Source organism: Nocardioides sp. S-1144, from assembly GCF_005954645.2.
In the GTDB taxonomy this organism is placed as follows: domain Bacteria; phylum Actinomycetota; class Actinomycetes; order Propionibacteriales; family Nocardioidaceae; genus Nocardioides; species Nocardioides dongxiaopingii.
This window is the reverse complement of sequence record NZ_CP040695.2, coordinates 2592500-2612990: the sequence shown is the minus strand read 5'-3', so window position 1 is coordinate 2612990 and position 20491 is coordinate 2592500. Positions and strand designations below refer to the sequence as shown.

The following is a 20491-nucleotide window of genomic DNA, read 5'->3' as shown; positions in this document are numbered from 1 at the left end:
GGCCGAACGCACTGGCTCGGGCCCTGTGCACTCGCAGAGATCTACCTACAGCCGAGAGAGAACGAGCCTTATGACCAGCAACGGCGCTACCCTGCAGCACCTGTACGCCAGTCTCGGCGACGACTTCATGCGCTTCTACAACACCGCCTACGAGTTGCGAGACGATGCGCTGGCACAAGAGCGCGAACAGTTGCTCCGCACTCCCGGTATCGCGCTGTCCGAGCCGTACGTGGAGGTCATGCCGACCTACCCCCAGGCCGTCGAGACTTTGAAGCAGACGCTCGACGACCTGTACGCGTCGAGTGCGCTCGAGCTGCTCACTGCGGGTGTCATGCCCCGCGAACGTCCCTACCAGCACCAGAGCGACTCACTGCGTGCCTCCCTGACCGGGCACGACGTCGTCGTCGGAACCGGCACCGGGTCGGGCAAGACCGAGTCGTTCCTGCTGCCCGTCATCACCAGACTGGTCCAGGAAAGCGACCGCTGGGCGCCACAGCCACCATCGGACACCCGGTGGTGGGAAGGCTCGAACGCGTTCGTGCCCCAGCGCCGCTCGAGCACGACCGAGCGACCCGCAGCGGTGCGCGCCCTGCTGATGTACCCCATGAACGCGCTCGTCGAGGACCAGCTCGTCCGACTACGTGAAGCGCTGGACTCCCCGGCCGCTCGAGCGTGGTACGACGCCAACACCAACGGCGAGCGGTTCTACTTCGGCCGTTACACCGGCCGCACCCCGGTACCCGGGACCAGGCAGACCGCAGCCGAGGGCCGCGTCAGGCTGCTGCGCCAGCTCATGCGCGAGACCGACCAACGACACCGCCGCCTCATCGACCGCATCAAGAACGACGACCAGCTCGACGCCACCATGCGGTACTTCCTGCCCTCGACCGACGGCGCCGAGATGCGCAGCCGATGGGACATGCAGGCCACGGCACCCGACATCCTCATCACCAACTACAGCATGCTCGCCATCGCGCTGGGTCGCGACGACGAAGCCCCGATCTTTCAGCAGACCCGCGACTGGCTCCAAGACGAGCGCAACGTGTTCACCCTCGTCGTCGACGAGCTCCACATGTACCGCGGGACCGCCGGCACCGAGGTCGCACTGCTCCTTCGCCGCCTGATGCACCGCCTCGACCTCCTGGACCGACCCGACCAGCTCTCAATCATCGGAACCTCCGCATCCATCTCAGACGACGACACCGGGCGCCGCTTCCTGACCGAGCTGTTCGGACGCGACAGCCGCCGTTTCACGTTCATCAACGCTGCACAGGACACACCCGCCCCGACCAACCTCGACTCCTACACCGGCCTCCTGACGAGTCCTGACGATGCCGACATGACCGGCATCCCCAGTCCGACTGACAGCGCGACCGGTGCGCTGCTTCCAGACGGTGAGCTCATCGCCACGGCACTGCGCTCAGCACTCTCGACGCCACACGGGATCAAGCCGGCTGCCGTCAGCGACGTAGCGGCCGCCTTGTTCCCCAGCCTCGACGCGGAAGGTGCCGCCGCCGCGATGACCGGGCTGCTTGAGCACCTGCACCAGATCAAGGACCCCGAGCCGCGCCTCCGAGCCCACTACTTCTTCCGCACCCTTCAGGGACTGTGGGCCTGTTCAGACCCTGAGTGCAGCGTCGTCGAGCCCCAGTTCCGCTCTGTGGAACGACGTGTCGGCCGGATCTACCCGGCGCCTCGATTCACCTGCGACTGCGGCAGCCGCGTGCTCGAGCTTCTCTACTGCGAGTCGTGCGGCGAGTCCATGCTCGGCGGGTTCGTCGCCCGCACCCATCATGGCGAGTACCTCATCTCCACATCCAGCGACCTCGGCAGCGTCCCGGACCGATCTAGCGGAGCGCGCAACGCCAGCACCTACCGGGTCTACTGGCCTACCAGCCGGACGCCGGTCATCCTGCGGCCATGGACACGCATCGGCCGCAAGGGTGCCAACGACTCCCAGGCGCCGTCCTACACGATGGCGTTTCGCCGTACCGTCTACCGGCCAGGGACCGGGGCGATCATCGCACGACCGGCCGGAGCAACCGGGTACGTCTTCGACATCCGCTGCACCAACGTCGCCGATGCCGTCGGGCGGATGCCCGCCATGCCGACCCAGTGCCCCTCATGCGGCGATGATCAAGAGCGGACCTGGCTCGGGAAGCCCGAGGACGCGCAGCGCTCGCGCTCGCCGATCCGGACTCAGGGCGTCGGTTTCGATCGCGCGAACCAGGTCCTGACCGGATCGTTGAAGCGCGGCCTCGAATCGCGCCTGGTCACCTTCTCTGACAGCCGGCAGGGCGCCGCGCGCGTTGCAGCTAACCTCGAGCTGGCGCACTACCTCGACCTTGTCCGCGCCCTCGTGCTCGACCAGGTCACCGGCGCGGACTCTGAGCGAGCGGGCATCGACGCCTTCCTTGCCGGGGAGCGCACCGAGCAGGCCAAGACCGCCTGGCGTGGCCTGAGGGCAAGGGACGCCGCAGCCGCTGCTGCCTACCTGATGCGCAACGCTGGAGACGACCTCGACGATGAGGAGCTGGCTGCTATCGCACGTGTCGACAAGCAGCTGGCAGGCTCACCGACCCTGGTCGACCTCGCGGGATCTCTTGAGCCGAGACTGCTCACACTCGGAGTGAACCTGGCTGGACCGGCGAAGTCGAAGCAGGTGACCAAGGACGCCGCGAAGCGACACTGGAAGACCTGCTTTGCCTGGACGAGCAAGCCCCCAAAGGAGCGCGGAGCCGCACTCGACGCCGGCCAGCGCCAGCTGGTCGATGGCATGCGAAGCCACTTGGGCCAGCAGATCGTGCGCACCGCCTTCGCACCTGGAGACCGAGACATCGAGTCGCTCGGACTCGCTCACGCCCGACCGGACCTGCCGTTCCGCGTCATGGGATGGAGCGACGAGGTAGCCCAGGAGTTCGCCTGCTCGGCACTTCGCATCCTGCTGCGGTCTCGGCGGATCATCTGGATCGGCGAGGCCGCCGGCGGCTGGCCCTCCACCTTGAAGGAGTACGCAGAGCACGTCGTCACCCGCAACAGCGGGCCCGCCGCAGACAGCGTCCTGGCCAGCCTGGGCAGCCACCTGCGCGCCGACGCCAGCACCGGCTTCCGCCTCCTGCCCGATCAGGTTCGCATCCAGGTCGCACAGAGCAGCCAGATCTGGCGATGCACGTCATGCCGCACACGCCACATGCACCCATCAGCCGGGTGCTGCGTAGCGTGCGGCAAGCAGCTCGAGATCGAGACCCTGCCAACGCAGCCGGACAGCGACGCGGGGCTGTCAGCCGAATCCACGGCTGGACCAGCAAAGGCCGCGCACGGGGCGCCTAGCGCGGACCCAGACGCTGAGTCTGCTGCCGAGTCTGTTGCCGACTCTGGTGGCATCTCCAACTACTACGCCTGGCTCGCTGCTCAGCCCAACGGGATCAGCCGCCTGCACTGCGAGGAGCTCAGCGGCCAGACCGACCCGCTGGAGGCGCAGTCGCGACAAGCCCAGTTCCAAGACGTCTTCCTCGACGAGTCCGAGGTCGAGATCGTCGACGGCATCGACGTCCTCTCAGTCACCACCACCATGGAGGCCGGCGTCGACATCGGCGCGCTACGAGGCGTCGTGATGGCCAACATGCCGCCACAGCGATTTAACTACCAGCAGCGCGTGGGACGAGCAGGTCGTCGCGGCGACCGCCTCGCGATCGCACTGACCGTATGCCGTGGAGCACGCAGCCACGACGAGCACTACTTCGCCAACCCGGCCGCCATCACCGGAGACGCACCGCCGCAGCCGTTCCTCGACACCCGCAGCGAGCCGATCCTTCTCCGGTCGTTCACCGCATCGGTCCTGGTCGATATGTTCCGCGTCATCGCGATCCAGGTCCCGGGGTTCGATCCCGGACGCTCGGTTCACGGCCAGTTCGGCACCGTCGACGACTGGAACCTCAACCCAGCAGTCAGCACGTCAGCCCGGGCCTGGTTGCGGGCCAACACCGCCGTCCTGGACGGCATCGCACAAGCGATCCTGGCCTCGACGCGCGGCAGCACCACCGTGCAGGACCTCATCACCTACGCCCAGTCCGATCTCGCTGACCACATCACGACCGCGGCTGCGACCGGTCGACACCCAGCCCTGTCCGACACACTCTCCGCGGCCGGAATACTGCCCATGTTCGGGTTCCCGACCCAGGTCAAGGTCCTCTACACAGCCCCGCCGCGGACCGCACAGGAGCCCAGCACGCTGGACCGTGACGCCGACATCGCGATCTCCGAGTTCGCGCCCGGCTCAGAAATCGTCAAGGACAAGGCCATCCACACCGCGGTCGGCGTCGTCGACTACTACCGACGCACGAACGGCTCATGGGGCCAAGGAGACGACCCGCTCGGCGACACCGACGTTGCCGGCATGTGCTCGGTGTGCACGCACATCGCACTCGACCAGGCAGCACTGACACCACAGTGCCCGACCTGCGGAGCACCCGACCCCCTGTATGCGCAGGTCACGATCGCCCAGCCCGTCGGGTATCGGACAAGCTTCCGGCCGCGTGACTACGAGCAGCTCTCAGACCCCACCTCCCGGGCCTCGCAGCCTCGAGCCGCACTGCCTGACATGCCCGGTGCCCACATCCACAACGCCGAGTACCGCTCCGTCAACGCCGAGGTCGTCGCCGTCAACGACAACGCAGGAGCCCTCTACCAGTTTGCGCCAGCGACCAGGACCTACCAAGGCGTCGTCTCGAACGATGCCGGCCTCATCGAGGTTGGTCTCGCCACCGACGCAGACCGAGCAAGGAAGGCCAACCTCGACGTCCAGATCGGCACCGCCGCGGGTTCGCCCGTCGCACTGGCCGCCCGCCGACGAACCGACGTGCTTACGATCGGCATCAAGCACCAGGACGCAGGAATTCGAATCGACCCACGCTCGCCCGTGGGGCGCGGTGCCTGGGCCTCCCTGGGCTACCTCATGAAGGGCGCCGCAGTCCGCTGGCTCGACATCGGACCCGACGAGATCGAGGTCGGCGTCCACCCCACCGTCAAGAACGGCGAGGTCCACGCCGAGCTCTTCCTGGCCGACTCGCTCGAGAACGGCGCCGGCTATGCCAGCCGACTGGGTCGCGACATGGACGAGCTCCTCGCCCGGACCGCGCGCCTAGCCGAGGCCCTGCCTGAGCACGGCCAACGGCCCTGCGACTCCAGCTGCTACTCGTGCCTGCGCGACTACACCAACAGCCGCTGGCACCCAGTACTGGACTGGCGCCTGGCCGTGGACATGATCGACCTCCTGCACGGTCGCACCCCCGACTTCGACAAACACCGCCAGCGAGACGACAGAGTCGCATCTGCGCTCGCTGCCGACTTCGGCTTCGAGCTTCTAGACGCACCCATCACCTCACTGCGCAGCACCAGTGGCACCGTCCTGACATTCCTGCACCCATTCGAGGTCGCCCAGACAGCCTCGAGCCCACGCCAGACCGCCATGCAGCAGCACTCCCCGGGACACCGAATCGCCACCACGTTCGACCTCATCCGCCAGCCCGGCACCGTCGCATCCGCCCTGCTGGACTGAGGCTTAATGCGACCCCAACCAACTACCCGTCCCACAAGTGCCACGAGCACTCCCTTGGCCCGCCATCCCCGGCACAGCCAGCCCAACCTCCAAGTCGACCACCGAACGGGATCGCGGCCTTTCGAAAGGACAACGAACACGTGAGTAGACAGTTCACCTTCGTCGACCTCTTCGCCGGCATCGGCGGCTTTCACGCAGCCCTGACAGCGCTAGGAGGCCAATGCGCCTACGCGATCGAGATCGATGCGAACGCCGCCGCCATCTACGAGCGGAACTGGGGCCTTAACCCGCTGGGCGACATCACGTACGACGCCAGCGATGCGCAGATGGTTGTCCCGCCCCACGATGTCCTCGCAGCCGGCTTCCCCTGCCAGCCGTTCTCGAAGACCGGCGGTAACCGAGGCATGGACGAGGCGCGCGGGACGCTCTTCTGGAACATCATGAAGGTCGTCGAGACACACAAGCCGGCGGTCGTGCTCCTGGAGAACGTCCGGAACCTCATCGGTCCCCGACATGTCCATGAGTGGCACACGATCATCGCTTCACTGCGCGGTGCCGGCTACTGGGTCAGCGACAGGCCCGCGGTCATCTCGCCGCACTGCCTCTCACCGGGACGCGGCGGTCGGCCTCAGGTGCGGGAGCGGGCATTCCTCACCGCCACCTATGTAGGAGGACAGGACGTTCTCGACGGACTTGGGCCGGACCCAATCCCTAGCAACGTGGGTCCCGGCGCACGTGGCATCGAGTGGAGACTCACCGACTACCTGGTCCCCGACGTCCAGGATCCTCGGTATCAGCTTACCGAGATGGAGAGCCACTGGATCTCGGCGTGGGACGACTGGGTCCGGTCCTACCGCGCACGAAATGGAGGCCGCATCCCTGGGTTTCCGATCTGGGCAGACTCCTGGCTCGACCTACGAAATGACGACGTCGACGCCGCACTCGCACGACTAAAGGAACTGGAGCCAGGCCTGCCGGAATGGAAGGCCTCGAACTTGGCCAAGAACTATGACCTCTACAGCGCCAACCGGCACTGGATCGACGGCTGGGCCCGGCGGTGGTCGGTCTACGGCGAGCGGTTCCCGGCCTCAAGGCGCAAGCTCGAGTGGCAGGCGCAGGACACGGCGAGTCTGTGGGACACCGTCATGCACATGCGTCCTTCAGGAATTCGAGCGAAGCCGCCGACCTACGTGCCGGCGCTCGTCGCGATCACTCAGACCTCGATCTACGGGCCCCAGCGCCGCCGGCTGACTCCTCGCGAAGGCGCCCGCTTAATGGGCTTCGCAGACTCGTTCACCTTCGGCTCGCAGCGCGACAGCGCCTCATACAAGCAGCTCGGCAATGCAGTCTCTGTCGGTGCGGTCTGGCATGCCATGCGCGAGCACGTCGATCGCGACGCGGATCTGCTGCGTCGAACCCCTGAGGGAAGCCGGATCCTCGATTCCGTCAGAGCAGCGCCAGGCTCGCCCGACCACCAGCATCAGCCGGGTCCACCCCCGGCCGCGAGCACACCACCATCCAGACGCGACATCTCATCGACTGCGATGCCCGCGGCCGTTCGTCGCTCGAGGCGCGACCCCGCTTTCCGCGACACCCCGTACTTCGTGCCAGCAGGCACCACCGGAGAGGCCACTGCACGGATCTTCGGGCTCACCGGCGCACCACCTGCCGGGCGCGGCGAGAAGCGCGCGCTGGTCGCCCTACGCGACGCGCTAGGTCTCGATGTCGACGTCGTGCGGACCAACGCAGTGATGGGCCAGCAACTCGCGCATGCCCTTGACGTCGACTGGGACCCCGACGCGCACACCATCAAGAACAAGGTCACCCTGGCCGGGCTGAACGCACTTCTCGAAGGGGCCTCGCAGGCATACCAGCGCCGCGCCTTAGGCCGCGTCCCACAGGTTCCACCGACGACCCTCACCGGCGCAGGTTGGTCAGCCTTCGAGCCGGCAGTATCAAAGATCGAGGCCGTGACGCGGATCGCCCGCCTCACCAGCGCGCCACCGGAGTGGCTAGGACCGGGGAGCAAGGAGCACAAGAGTGTCCTCCTCAACCTGGCCGACGCGCTGCTGCCAGAGGCGCGCCTGGACCGCTCCAGCAAGACCAGACTCGGACGATCCATCGCCGAGGCTCTCGACGTCGGGTGGAACGACACCTGTTACTCAACCGGCGAGACCATCTCGCTGATCGGGCTGAATACCATCCTGGCCGGAGCTGAGCGACGCCTTGACCGTCTCGGCACCACCGCCGCGGATCTCCTAGCCGACCCCGCTGCAGAAGGCGCAGCCCTGGCTGCAGCCCTCCACGACGGCTGGAGCGCAGCAACCTGGGACGCCCGCGAGACCGTCGAATGGCTGAGAGACAACAACCTGCGCGGCGCCAACGACAACGAATGGCAGGGCTGGTTCTTCGAGGCCCGCGGACGCGAACTCCTCAACGCCGCTTTCCCCCCAAGCCGCCAGGCCGTGCGCCTGCAGTACGGCCGCACCACATTCGACTACTCCCTCAACCACCCGTGGGATCTCAAGGCACACACCGAGGTGAAGGTGTTCGCCGACAGTAGAAGGGAGCAGGTAGAAAGGCCTGTTGCCATCCTCAATGACGTCAGCGCCGTTCGTGAATGCGTGTCAGAGCAGGGCCTGGGGTTCCTTGTCCTCAGCGGCAGCGCTGTCATGGATGAGAGCGGGGAGTTCGTCCGTTGGCACCGCTCTTTCAAGGCCCAGGGCAGTGGGCGTCTACCGGCCTTGTCCAACTCCGGACAGTCGCGACAGCGCAAGTCCGGTTTCACCCCGCTACGGCTCGAGGCGTTCTGGGTCGCTGACACACTGCGGCTCGACGAGGCAGTCGCCTCCGGTCAGCTCGCCGCACGACCGCAAGGCAGACAGGCGCCTAAGGGCGACGGAAGTGAAGGCAGCGCGCGTGAGGACAAGTTCCACATGAACCTCGAGCGCGCTCGCACCGGGTCGATCCTGGCATCCGGTCGCCAGTGGACAGCGAAGTGAGACCTGCAAACTGCGGGGCTGGATCGATATGACCGACGTGCGCCCCGCGTAGCCCTCTCCAGTAATGGACCGATACCCATCGCGCGCTGTGAGACCTCGCGACACCATCCCGCGTCGCAACGGCCAACGATCTGGCTGCTTGGTGCTGCAGCCTTCTCAGAATCAGCACAGCAAGGAACGATGGTCAGCATGCGAAGCAACATCCTCACGCGCTGCGAGCCTCAACCGTGAAGTCGGTGCCCTTCCTGGCGCGGATCGAGTTTTGGGTCGAGGCCGAACAGCGGTGGCACCTGGCCTACGCCGGTATCAACCTGCTCGACCCGGCTCGCTACGTCGACCGTCTTGCCGCCGGTGGACAGATCGCGCGTGCCACGATTCTGGGGCAACATCTCGAGGCCTTGAACGTCATCACCTCGCACCAGGCGACCGCACCGTCTGAGACCGACGACGAAGCATGGGAAGTAGACGACCGCGAGGTACTGGCCGACGGGTTCATCCCTGCCTTGAGCAAGCTGGAGGCCGTGAACCGTCTCAGTGCACTCGCCGGCGGGGGCGTTGAGGTTCTTGGTCCAGGTAGTAAGGAGCGCAAGTCCGTCCTCGATAGCCTCGCGAAGGCCCTCGAACTGAACGGCCAAGTCCTGAGTCTCCGGAAGATCGAACTGGCAGGTCTTCTTGCGCGCCGTTTGTCGGAGCCCTGGGGCGAAGCGTGCTATTCCAGCGGTGAGACCGTCACTCTCGTTGGCCTCAACACCCTGCTCCACGGGGCAGAAAGGCAAATCAGCAAGTCGGACGTGCTAGCGAGTCCGCTCGACGAGGCACGCAGAATGGCGGACGTCATCTCGTCTGTTCTGCGGCGATACCCCCGGTTCGGTCTGAAGGAAGCCGTCACGCAAATGCGGCTAGAGGAAGCGCGTCAGTGGCGGCAGTCGCAGTGGGTGGGGTGGTACTTCGAGCACATCGCGTTGCCGCCATGCTTTGGCGCGATCGGAGGCAGGCCAATCAAGTCACCGACAGCAACGTTCGATTTTTCAGCCAGCCACATCTGGGACTTCAAAACGCACTCTGACCACGGCGCCATCGCGCCTCTCAACGACGCAGTGGCTACGCACTGGGCGCTAGACCAGGGAGGCCTGGGGTTCGTCGTCCTGACGGGCGACGCTGAGTTTGAGCCATGGGCGAAGCCCTGGCTGGACGAGCAGAAGGCTCTATATCCCAGCAGTTCGAGACGCAAAAAGGAGCGCAAGAAGGACAGGTCGAGCCGTATCAAGTCCGCCTTCACTCCGAGCCGAGTCGACTTCTTCTACTTCCAGAGTCAGTCGGAATGGCGCGAGGCCGCGGCTTCCGGCGTCGTCAAGGGTTTCCAGGAGAACTGGAAGCAGTACGACGGCGAAACTCCACGTTCGGCGAAGTACAGCTTGAACGTAGATAAGGCAGTTGCTAGTCAGAACGCCCTGCTCAGCGTTGGGCTGCCGCACTAGATCCAGGTTCAGCGGAGGCGGGCCGCGATCAAGACCGAGGTCGTCGACTACGGCCATACCGAGGTCCCCTTTGGAAACCGCTTGCGAAGTTGTTGCCACGACGATGCGTAGTCCTAGGTCAGCGCCGCCCCAGGAGATCACTAAGTGAAAAGTACGGCCTACAGGGGTGGGAGGTCGAGCAGGCGCGGCGCATTCGACAGGCGTGCCTCGATTGCATTGAGCACCTGACGAAAGTCTTTGGGCCAGTCCTCTGTCAAACTCGCAGCAGCCTTTGCAAAGGTATTGGTAGTGCGCGACTAGTCCACGCAGATCAGATGTCAACGATCAATGCAGCGAACCCGGCGCCCGATGGCCAATTCAGGACCGCGCAAGGCCTAGGCCCAGCAGCGAGTCGCCGGCGAGCTCGTTGAGCCGCGCACCCAACCGCTCCTCGCCGATGGCCCCGGTGTCCCAAGCTCGGGTCGACTGCGGGTCGTCCGACACGCCAGGATCAAACCGCCGAGCCGCTTGTGCTCAGTCCGGATCTGCTCCTCGCGACGGGCCGCTCAACGCTCGTTCTCACGTCGAGCCGGCGCCCCCGGGCACGCCAAGTCGACCTTGGCCGTGGGTCGATTCTCCCGGGACCGGGCCAACTTCTTGGGTGGCATCAGACTCAGAACAGGCCACGCACCAGACCGTCTTTCCGGACTTCTCGTAGACCGCGGCAGCTCCACTGCGGGAGCTCGCACGCACACAACCGGCACGTACCGGTGTACCGCAGACGCATCCGCTTCTCGTTGAGAACGGCATCTTCCATCACGAGAGAACGCTAGGCGTCTCGACCGCACGGAGGCTCAGGAACCGGCGAACATCCCTCGGCCAGTGACGGCGAGTGACGAACTCGAGAACCCAAGCCTCGTAGGGCCTCTGAGCCTCTAGGAACTCTGCGGCACGCATGCTACGAAGTTCCGTAGATCGATCGGCACGGCCTGTCCCTCCTGGGGCGGGCCGAGCGTCATTTCAAGGCTAAGTGACGAGCAGTGACGGGCGGGTGAGCGGCGTGCACGGGGGAGTGAAGTTTTACCGCGGCGCCGCCGCTGCCGCCCGCTCCTACGTCGAGGCCGACCGCTCGCGCGTCGACGACTACTACCTCGCCGAAGGCACCGGCCTCGCCGCTCACTACGTCGCGACACCGTCGGCCGGCGACGAGGCAGTCGGTGTCGTGATGGCCGCGACGCTCGACGGTGACGGCTACGAGCGGTGGGTCGCCGGCTACGACGTCGAGACCGGCGCCGCGAAGGGTCGGCTCCGCACCGACGAGCGCGGGCTGCGGTTCGTCGAGGTCGTGGTCAACGGTCCGAAGACGTGGTCGCTCGCGGCCGCGATCCACCCAGCGATCGCCGAGGCGTACGACGCCGCACAGGAACGGGCCGCCGCCGAGATCATCGGCTGGGTCGCCGACCACGCCACGACGCGTGTCGGGCCGCGAGGTCGGCAGGTGCAGGTGCCGGTCGAGCGACTCGAGGCGGCCGTCGTACGGCACCACACCTCCCGCGCCGGCGACCCGCACCGACACCTCCACCTGCAGATCAACGCGCGGGCCTACGCCCTCGGCGCATGGCGCGGACTGCACTCGGTCGGCGTCGTGGACAGCATCGAGGCAATCAACGGGATCGGCCACGCCGCCGTCGCGTCCGACCCGCAGTTCCGCCGCACGCTCGCCGGGCACGGCTACACGCTCGACGCCAGCAGTGGCGAGATCGCCGAGCTGACGCCGTACGCCGGCCGGTTCAGCGCACGCGCCGCACAGATCAACCGCAACGTCGACACGTACGAGGCAGCGTGGCGCACGGCCAACCCCGGTCAGGAGCCCGGACCCCACCAGCGACGCTCGTGGGACCGCCGCGCCTGGGCCGACGCCCGCCCGGACAAGGTCGTGCCCGAGTCCGGCGCCGACCTCGCACAGCGGTGGCGCGAAGAGCTGCACGACCTCGGATTCCGCCCACCGACCCCGCCCACCGACACCACTACGGCGGCTCGGGCCTCGACCCCCATCGCCCGCATCCGCCGCGACGCCGTCGTCGAGCTCGCACTGGTCCGGCTCGGGGCACGGCGGTCCAGCTGGAACGCCGCCGACCTGCGCGGCGAGTGCGAGCGCATCGTCGCCAACGTCGGAGTCGTTGCCGACGGCGCCACACGCCGCGAGCTCACCGAGGACCTCACTGCCCGAGCGGTCGCCGCGTCCCGTCCGCTCCTGCAGCGCGACGACGTCCCCGACCACGTGCGCGCGCTGACCTCCGACCGCGTGCTCGCGGTCGAGTCCGACATCGTCACCCGCCTCGTCGACCGGGCCGAGCGTCCGGCCACGCCGGCCAGGGTCGGACGGGTCGTCGCACGGCGCGAGCTCGACGACGGCCAGCGTGGCGTCGTCGCCGCACTGCTGGGCACCGCGCACCTGGTCGTCGTCGAGGGCGCCGCCGGCACCGGCAAGACCACAACGCTCGCCGCGGCGAGCGACGGGCTCAAGGTCGACGGCAGCCGGTTGCTCGTCGTCACCCCGACACTCAAGGCCGCGCAGGTAGCGGGGGAGCAGGTCGGCTGCGACGCGTTCTCGGCTGCCTGGCTCGTGCACCAGCACGGCTTCCGCTGGGACGACAACGGACGCTGGCGCCGCGTCGAGGCCGCCGAGCTCGATGTGCGCGGCACGCCCGCGCGGCTCCTGCCCGGCGACGTCCTCCTCGTCGACGAGGCCGGCATGCTCGACCAGGACGTCATGCACGCCCTCCTGGTCGTCGCCGACGAGTCCGGCGCCCGCGTCGCGCTCGTGGGCGACCGCCACCAGCTGCCAGCCGTCGGCCGCGGCGGTGCGTTCGACCTCGCGATCCGATGGGCGCCGGACGAGGCCCGCGTCGAGCTCGACACCGTCCACCGGTTCGTCGACGACACCTACGCCGAGCTGACCCTCCAGATGCGTGCGGGCGAGCGCAGCGGGGAGGTCTTCGACACGCTCCTCGACCGCGGCCAGATCGTCATCCACCCGACCGAGGTCGAGCGCCTCGCGGCCGTCACCGCCACCGCAGTCACAGACCCGACATCCGCGCCCCTGCTCATCGCCGACACCCGCGAGCAGGTGGGCCTGCTCAACGCCGCCATTCGCGACCAGCGCCGTACAGGCGAGCCCGCTGCCGGTCGGACGCTGACCACCGACGCAGGGGAGCAGGTCAGTCGTGAAGACCGGGTCGCGACGCGTCGCAACGACCGTGACCTGGGCGTCGCCAACCGCGACACCTGGACGGTCGCGGCCGTGGGCAACGACGGGTCGCTGCACATCCGCGGGCGCGGGGGTGAGCGGACGCTGCCCGCCGAGTACGCCAGCCGCCACGTCGAGCTCGCCTTCGCCACCACCGTGCACGGCGCCCAGGGCGACACCGTCGACCACGCCCACCTGCTCATCGGCGAGACCACCGGCGCCGCCTCGGCCTACGTCGGCATGACCCGCGGCCGACACAGCAACACCGCCCACCTCGTCGCCGACAGCCTCGACGAGGCACGCGAGCAGTGGGTCGAGGTGTTCAGCCGCGACCGCGCCGATCTCGGCCCCACCCACGCCGCCCAGACCGCGACAGAGGACATCGACCGGTACGGCGCACAGGCACCCAGCACGCCTCGCGAGCTCGATGACGTCTGGTCCCACCACCGCCGGCCCGAGCACCTCACACTGCCGGCACCAGCAGTCCTCAGCCGAGGCCGCCAGCGGTGACGAGTCATATCGATCGGTGACGAGTTTGGGCGAGGTGATCGCCCAAAGGGCGATTTTTTCCCTTGGTGACCAGTGAGAGGACATCTGCCGCCAACCGCAGAACGCGCCGGACTCGACCGACGCGACCGTCCTCGCCGAACCGGAGGACACCATGGACCAGATCCACATCCCCGAGGAATGGCACGACCACGCCCTTCTCACCTTCGAGGACTTCTGCACCCTCATCCACACCCCGCAACGCACCGTGCGCGACTGGCGTCGACGCGGCGTCGGACCTCGATGGGCACGATTCGAGGGCTGCGGCCGTCTCTACATCAGCGTCGCCGAAGCACGACGCTTCCTCGACTCCGCCACCCCGGGTCTGGTGCGAGGTGGCACGCGATGACCAGGAGGCGCGACCTGCCCGTCTACGTCAGCCTTGAGGAGGCCGCCGAGATGATGTCACTCTCGACCCGCACCATCCGCCGCCGGATCAGCGACGGCACCATCCCCGCCTACCAGTGCGGACGACGCTCGATCCGGCTCCGGCTCGACGAGCTCGAAGCCGCGCTGCGCCGCATCCCCACGGCCCGTTGACGCAGGTGCCTATCAACAACGTGAACTGGCGGCAGGCACGAAGACATCAGCAATCGGCCGATCCCACGACTGGCAGGCCGGTCCTGGCTAGTCCCGCCCCCCAACGGTCTCCTTACCCGATCCGCCCAGAATGACGCACCACCCAGCGGTGGTCTGGGGAACTGAAGTCGAATCCCACACGCGAGTTTTTTGGCATGCTCCAACGCGACGGCCTGTCCCGCGAGGCCGTGCTCTGATAGTCAATTCCTGGATCCATGGGGCAGCTGGATCACCGATTCCGACCGGCCAAGATGGCTTCAGTCATCCGCACGACTGCCGTAGCGTCGCACGACCGCCCAGGAATCGGCGCTGTGGTTTGAGCGGATCGTTATTGTTCGGCAGGCAACGGGCCGGCAGAACGTGTGGGAGACGTCCTCGTCGCCCAAGCGCCTCGTCGCGAAACCCAACCCGCTGGCCTCGAACCCGGAGGGTCGGTAGAACTGTCGCATGGCAGTTTGGCGCGACCGCTCGCTCGAACAGATCCTCAGTGGCCCACTCGACTCTGAGGGCCTGACCGAGCAAGCAATCCTGGGGCTGGTAACCCAGGGTGCACGCGAGAGCGAGAGCCTCGATTTCAAGCTGCGCCCCCACCTCCCGGAGACCGGCCCGGCTTCTGCCAACTCTGCACCCGGCGCGACGGCCCCCGCGAGCACGCAACGGCGGCCGACCTGGAAGCCCGAGCAGGAGTGGGCCAAGGACGTCTGTCAGTTCGCTAACCACCGTGGGGGCCTGCTTGTCATCGGCGTCGACGAGGTCGATGACGTTGCCGTCAGGTGCGAACCCACTGTGTCCGACCCTGCAGCGTTGGAGCAGCGTCTGCGTGCAGCTTTGGCCAACTACACCGCTCCGAATCCGCGGATTGAGGTTGTCCCCGTTCCTGCGGCCGCTGGTGGCAGTTACATCGTTGTCGTCGTCCCGCCGAGCGAGTTGCGTCCGCACGCTGTGACCGATGGGCCGGGAGCGAACCGGAGAACACTGAACTTCCCGGTGCGCGACGGCGCCGACACCCGGTGGATGGACGAGGCCGAGGTTTCTGATCGGTACCGGCGCCGGATGCTGGCACGGGCCGACCAGGTGGCCGCCATGAACGAACTGGTCGAAGACGGCGCCGACCAGCTTCGCCTCGCTGCGGGCTTGTGGGTCTACGCGGCAGCCGTTCCCGAGTCTCTGGCCGGGTCACGCATGGACCGGGACACTGCTCAGAGCATCAGCGACTGGCAGAACTCTTACGGGTTCTCCTCGCCGTTGCGCCGAGGCATGTACTTCACCTGGGCCGGGTTCGCCGCACCGGGACGGATGACCTTCACCGGCCAGAGTGCGCGCGAGGAGGAAGAGGAAGCCGACCCCCGTATGGGGTACGTGGCGCTCTACGCCGACGGCCGTGTGTTCGTCAGCAGACCCGTCACTTTCGATACCACCACGGATGAAACCGAGGGCCGGATCGACCTGGAGAAGCTGGTCGATGACGCGACGATTCTTGTCGACAAGGCGTTGAGCTGGGCCGGGTATCAGGCCGGAGCGTGGGGCACCTGCGAAATCCAAGCCGGCATTCTCGAAGGCGGAGAGCTTGAGCTCCCCTACGAGACACCCCTGAAGCTCTTCTCCGCCGTCGGCGGCGACTCACGCCGTTCCGCCGGCACACGTCTGGTGCGACAGCCGATCAAGGCGGTCGCTGCCGCCGACCTCAGCACGTGCGAAACCACGCAGGGACGGATGGCAGCGGCGCACGACGTCGCGTCAGCCGTGCTGCAGCACTTCGGGCTGCCCGAAGTCGACATGATCGATCCCGACGGCACGATGATCGGCTGGCAGTGGGGTGGCGAGCACCGGCAGTCGGTCGAGGCGTGGGCATCTGAGTACGGCGTGGCTTACCGACACCACCCCCGGCCACGGCCAGGCGCTGAGGGCGCGTCCTAACTGTCCAGGAACTTCGAGATCACGGGAGATGAAGGGTCCCAAGGGACGTAGCGCTGCTGAAACGACAGCTGCCTGGCGACCCTGACGACCTTGTCCATGGCGTCCTTCAGGTCTCCCGCGCGCTCTTCGAGCAGCTCTTCGCGTACCGCTTGGTCGGTGATGAGAAGTTCCAGGGCCGGTTCTGACCTGTGCGAGTAGAACGAGGCGAAGCTCGGGTATTGGTTGTTGTCGCGTCCGCTGTCGGCAACAGCGATCACGCACCACAAGGCGTCGAACTGGGTGAGAGAGTCCAGCACCTTATCGAAGGGCTCCGGAGCGGTGTTGAGCTCGAAGCGAGGGACTTCGGCATCGGGTCGAAGCGCAGGGATGCGCTCGACGAGTTGCCGGGCAAGGGCGACCGTGGGCCCGCCGATCTCGACCGGCTGAGCGTCCTCGGACGAAGGCTGGGTGTACAACAGACGCGCCCAGGACGCCGCGGTCAGTGCGTGCCTGATCCACGAGGGCTCTCGAATCTGCCTGGACAGTGCCGGGCTCGGCATCGCGAGAGCGCGAATAGCCCAGTAGCAGCGTAACCGGACAGCCAGGCCGCCGACAGCCTCGACGCCCACGACAATGCGCCACATCAGCTTCTCTGCGACCGCGTTCTCGTTGGGCGGGTTCGGTGAGCCCAGCGGGTCCAGCACCGATCGATACAGGTCGACCAGGACGTCGAGCAGTTCCCGGAACCAGCCCTGCTGACCGTAGGTGAGCGTGAGCGCGAGCGAGGCGATGAGTCGGTCGAGCAGAAGGTCGAAGTCGTCGCCCTGCTTCGTGCGGAGTTGGACGGCGGCGTCGGCGCCAAATGCGAGGAACAGTCGCCGGAGGGTGATCTCGTCCTGCTCGCGCATCGCTTCCAGCACGGCAGCGTCGAACTCGTCGCTTGCCAACCGCCACGTGAGGGTGCCGAGCGGCCCGCGGGCGATGTCGCGGCCACGGGTCCCGACCTGAACCTCGTCGATCCGTGCACTCATGTGCCGGCGTTCGTCTTCACGGATGGCCTGCTCCCACGGCTTGAGGAGTGCGGGAACGTCGGCAGGTGTCCAGCGGATGCTCTGGGTGCCCCGCCGCACGAACACGTCTCCGGCAACGAAGACCGTGGACGACTTGCCGTTGTCGTTGGCGTACTGGCCGTCCTTTGTGAGAATCGGGATGTTCGGCGGGTCAGGGGCCAGCGAATGGATGATGGCGACTGTGATGCCGGACAGTTCGTGCGTAGTGGACCGCAACTGAAGGGTCGGCAGGTAGTTCGCCGCAATCTTGTACAGGTTCGCGGGGTCGAACTCCGCGGCTACTAGCCTGCCGAATCTCTCCGACGGCTTGCCGGCGCCGTCGACTCCGACGATCACGTAGCCGCCGGTCGGGATCGACTGCATGGCGGCCAGGTCCTTCACCAGCTCGACCTTGTCCTTCTGATTGGTCAGGTCGAGGTACTCCTTGAAGTCGAGCTCGTCCAACTCGCACCCGAGCGCCAGGAGTGTCTGAAGCTTCTCAAGGTCGACCGCTCCGTCACCCAGGGGTTGTGCTGCGTTTGTCACGGTCCGACGGTATCCGGATTCGTCGTCTCGGAACGTTTGTTGTGTCAGCTGTGAAGGTCGAGCGGTGCCATCCGGTTGCGGCTGGCCAGGTGAATAAACGGCCCGGTCTCGTTGGCGAGCGCTTCGATGCGGTCCCACCGCTGCATGACGAGCTGGAGCTGCTTCCATTTGGTGCCGGCGTCCTTGCCTGCCAGGGCGACCATCTTCACGCCGTGCTCTAGGACGGCCCGCCGTTCGGCGATGTTCTCGCGAATGTTGTGGTCGCGTGAGATGACCAGCCATCCGCGTTCGGCGACGATCGGCAACCAGTCCGTGTCGGGGACGTCCGTCGACTCAATCGGGCACGCCGGTCGTTGGCGCTTGTGGATGACTGCGCCGGGGGCACCTGGAAAGGTGATGTCGTTGCGGAGCGGGCCGAGGATGGAGGCGAGGCCGAGGATGTCGGCGTCGAGGTAGAACCGCACCTGCGCCGTCTTCATGATGCGGTCCCCACCGGTGGCCGTCAGGCGCTCGCCGCGGTGTGGCGCTCTTCCTCGTAACCCAAGGCCCAGCGGACGTCGGCGACCTGAAGGTTGAAGTCCTCGGCAATCTCCGAGGCTGAGGCGCCGTCTTCGCTGCTCTCGAAGATGCTTTCGGTGCTGACTCCTGAAATGGCCGGCCGGCCGAAGCGGACGTCGGGCCGGACCATGACCGGCGACTTGACCGAGTGCACCTTCCACCCGACTGCCAGGTTGCCTTCCCAGACCACACGGTCGAGGAACATCTCGCCGGAGTAGGACAGCATCAACTGGTTCTGGAACGGCACGACCAAGCAGAACTCCGCTTCGAGACCGGCGGCTTCTTGAGCTTCCATCACCAGGCTCTTCCCGCTGACCAGCGGTTGAGCGTGTGCGAGCGGGTAGGGCACCTGGGTGCGTTGCCGGAGGTCTTCGATGAACGCTCGGAGTTCCTTCATCGGCACCTTGGCGCGGCGACGGTAGGTGCTGAGCCATCCGGCTTCGATGAACTCGGCCTAGGTCACGGACCGGCGGTCGATCACCTCGGACCGCAGGATGGGCGGGTAGGCGATTTTGTTCCGGGTCGCGCCGTGCAGCCAGTAGTTCAGGGTCGACGGTGACCGGCCGAGGAGCCTGGCGGCTTCGGCTTCGGTGTAGATCTCTCGATCCAGTGCGGTCACGGTCACGTACGCGAGTTTGCCAGAGCGCACCCGCAGGAGTGCCCCTTCGTCGGCTCGCGCGTTCTGCCGGAATGTCTGTAGCAAGTCGCAAGTCGTTCGGTGATCAAGCCACTGCGCCCAAACGCTCCGTGCGCTCCCTAGGTTTGGACTGCGTCATTCCACCGCGACACCCCGCCAGGGTTGGAGTCAGTGCCGGCCGAACATGCGCGCGACGACCTCGTGGGCCGGAATCCCGCCGTGAGTACCGACCGGGCTGATGGTCACGGCCGCCTCCGAGGCACCTCTGCGCTTGAGACGCTTTCCGCCGGGCAGCGGGTCGATCTTGGGGCCGCTGAGCCGGGCGAGCTCGGCCAGCACTGATTCGGGCGGAACGAGGCACAGGCCGTCGTCTCCAGCCAGACACCAGTGCGGACGTGCCAGCGCTGTTAGCGGAATGCTCACGGAGCGCGAGAGGACGCGGGGCCGGCCCTTGAACAGCGCCTCGACGAACACGTCCCCGCAGGTGGCGTTGCAGTGCGGGCAGGTGAACGCCATGTAGTGCGTGCCGGCAGTCTCGGTGTGGCGGCGGAAGATCCTGCCTGGCTGCACCCCCAGGTCGCGGGAGAGCTGCTCGCCTGCCTCCCGGATCGAGGGGATGGTTTCTGGCCGATGCTCGGCGAAGACGCCGGTGGAGCGGTAGCGGAAGTCCCTCCCGCCGCAGTTGCCCTCGACCGTGGTCTGGCGGGCGGTCCACACACCGAACCCCTTGTGACACCGGTAGCACGCGATCACGGCTGCGACGACGAACGCGTTGGCTGGCTGGCCGTTCGCGAGGTGGTCACGGTGTTGCAGCCGGCGGGTCAGGAGTCGGTCGACCGCCTCGGCGAGAGGCAGCGTCTTCACGCCGACCATGGCGGTCGCCTCCCCTGCGTCGTCGACGTCCAGACCGAATACCGGGAGCTCCTTGTCGGCTCGTGGCAGATCGTCGTAGTGGCGGGCGAACCATGCGATCGCGTCGATGCCGGCGTCGCGGTAGCGCTGCTGGCGGTGTCGGTACACGGCGAGGTCCTGCCGGGACCACTGGACCTCGAACACGACGTACACATCTCCAAGGGTCGCCATCACGTCCGCGACCCACCCCTCTCCCGGGACCTCGGTCTGAGCGGTCCAGCCGGCGCGAGTGATCGCTTCGACGATGATCGCCTTCGCACGCAGGTGCTGTTCGGTCTCGCCGGCACTGCAGCCGTCGCCGCCCGGGGAGTGGGCGAAGTACTGGGTGCCGAGCTTGCTGGTCTTCGCCTGCCCCTTCCACCCGCAGCGCATCGTCACGGTACGGCGCTTCGCCCGGACGTCGCCCCTGAGCTGCGACCACTCTTCCTCAGTGAGTAGGCAGCTCACCACCGGTTCCCCATCGACCAGACCTGACAGCGGCATCGACCCACCTCCGGCACAT

12 protein-coding genes are annotated in these 20491 nt (G+C 67.0%); 7 read left to right on the top strand and 5 right to left on the bottom strand.

The annotated features are described in order from the left end of the window. The first annotated feature begins 70 nt into the window (after positions 1 to 70). From FE634_RS12215 to FE634_RS12185, 7 genes are all read left to right on the top strand, one after another. A complete protein-coding gene (locus tag FE634_RS12215; protein ID WP_148240636.1) occupies positions 71 to 5557 on the top strand; it encodes a DEAD/DEAH box helicase in 5487 nt (1828 codons plus the stop codon). A gap of 140 nt (positions 5558 to 5697) precedes the next feature. Then, positions 5698 to 8559 (top strand): DNA (cytosine-5-)-methyltransferase, encoded by a 2862-nt coding sequence (dcm, locus tag FE634_RS12210; protein ID WP_138876024.1) that lies wholly within the window; start codon positions 5698 to 5700, stop codon positions 8557 to 8559. Positions 8560 to 8786: 227 nt separating this feature from the next. Next, positions 8787 to 10037: a hypothetical protein gene (locus FE634_RS12205; protein WP_138876023.1), complete on the top strand. Its 1251-nt coding sequence runs from the start codon at positions 8787 to 8789 to the stop codon at positions 10035 to 10037. Positions 10038 to 11067: 1030 nt separating this feature from the next. Continuing rightward, positions 11068 to 13776 carry a MobF family relaxase gene (gene mobF / locus FE634_RS12200; RefSeq protein ID WP_262347400.1) on the top strand — a complete coding sequence of 903 codons (2709 nt, stop codon included), beginning with the start codon at positions 11068 to 11070 and terminating at the stop codon, positions 13774 to 13776. A 151-nt stretch (positions 13777 to 13927) separates the two neighbouring features. Beyond that, entirely contained in the window at positions 13928 to 14161 is a 234-nt protein-coding gene (locus FE634_RS12195) for a hypothetical protein (RefSeq protein WP_138876022.1), read from the top strand. Continuing rightward, positions 14158 to 14352: a helix-turn-helix transcriptional regulator gene (locus FE634_RS12190; RefSeq protein WP_138876021.1), complete on the top strand. Its 195-nt coding sequence runs from the start codon at positions 14158 to 14160 to the stop codon at positions 14350 to 14352. Before FE634_RS12195 ends, FE634_RS12190 begins: the two co-directional genes overlap by 4 nt. 486 nt (positions 14353 to 14838) lie before the next feature. Then, positions 14839 to 16308 (top strand): AlbA family DNA-binding domain-containing protein, encoded by a 1470-nt coding sequence (locus FE634_RS12185; RefSeq protein ID WP_138876020.1) that lies wholly within the window; start codon positions 14839 to 14841, stop codon positions 16306 to 16308. Here FE634_RS12185 and FE634_RS12180 read toward each other — a convergent pair. From FE634_RS12180 to FE634_RS12165, 5 genes are all read right to left on the bottom strand, one after another. After that, positions 16305 to 17882: an AlbA family DNA-binding domain-containing protein gene (locus FE634_RS12180; RefSeq protein ID WP_138876019.1), complete on the bottom strand. Its 1578-nt coding sequence runs from the start codon at positions 17880 to 17882 to the stop codon at positions 16305 to 16307. The two genes, FE634_RS12185 and FE634_RS12180, sit on opposite strands and share 4 nt — an antisense overlap. Positions 17883 to 17926: 44 nt before the next feature. Beyond that, positions 17927 to 18361: a PIN-like domain-containing protein gene (locus FE634_RS12175; RefSeq protein WP_138876018.1), complete on the bottom strand. Its 435-nt coding sequence runs from the start codon at positions 18359 to 18361 to the stop codon at positions 17927 to 17929. Between the two features lie 23 nt (positions 18362 to 18384). Then, on the bottom strand, positions 18385 to 18837 hold the full coding sequence (locus FE634_RS12170; RefSeq protein WP_262347669.1) for a DUF433 domain-containing protein: 453 nt from the start codon (positions 18835 to 18837) through the stop codon (positions 18385 to 18387). 57 nt (positions 18838 to 18894) lie between these two features. Beyond that, positions 18895 to 19065, bottom strand: coding sequence for a hypothetical protein (locus tag FE634_RS21070; RefSeq protein WP_187366689.1), 171 nt, complete (start codon positions 19063 to 19065; stop codon positions 18895 to 18897). Positions 19066 to 19245: 180 nt separating this feature from the next. Then, positions 19246 to 20472 (bottom strand): competence protein CoiA family protein, encoded by a 1227-nt coding sequence (locus tag FE634_RS12165; protein ID WP_138876016.1) that lies wholly within the window; start codon positions 20470 to 20472, stop codon positions 19246 to 19248. Positions 20473 to 20491: the final 19 nt, after the last annotated feature.

What these genes read in the sequence shown, in the direction of transcription:
- FE634_RS12215 (WP_148240636.1), top strand. Translation starts at nt 71, where the DNA reads ATGACCAGCAACGGCGCTACCCTGCAGCACCTGTACGCCAGTCTCGGC.
- FE634_RS12195 (WP_138876022.1), top strand. Translation starts at nt 13,928, where the DNA reads ATGGACCAGATCCACATCCCCGAGGAATGGCACGACCACGCCCTTCTC.
- FE634_RS12190 (WP_138876021.1), top strand. Translation starts at nt 14,158, where the DNA reads ATGACCAGGAGGCGCGACCTGCCCGTCTACGTCAGCCTTGAGGAGGCC.
- FE634_RS12185 (WP_138876020.1), top strand. Translation starts at nt 14,839, where the DNA reads ATGGCAGTTTGGCGCGACCGCTCGCTCGAACAGATCCTCAGTGGCCCA.
- FE634_RS12175 (WP_138876018.1), bottom strand. Translation starts at nt 18,361, where the DNA reads ATGAAGACGGCGCAGGTGCGGTTCTACCTCGACGCCGACATCCTCGGC.
- FE634_RS12170 (WP_262347669.1), bottom strand. Translation starts at nt 18,837, where the DNA reads ATGAAGGAACTCCGAGCGTTCATCGAAGACCTCCGGCAACGCACCCAG.
- FE634_RS12165 (WP_138876016.1), bottom strand. Translation starts at nt 20,472, where the DNA reads ATGCCGCTGTCAGGTCTGGTCGATGGGGAACCGGTGGTGAGCTGCCTA.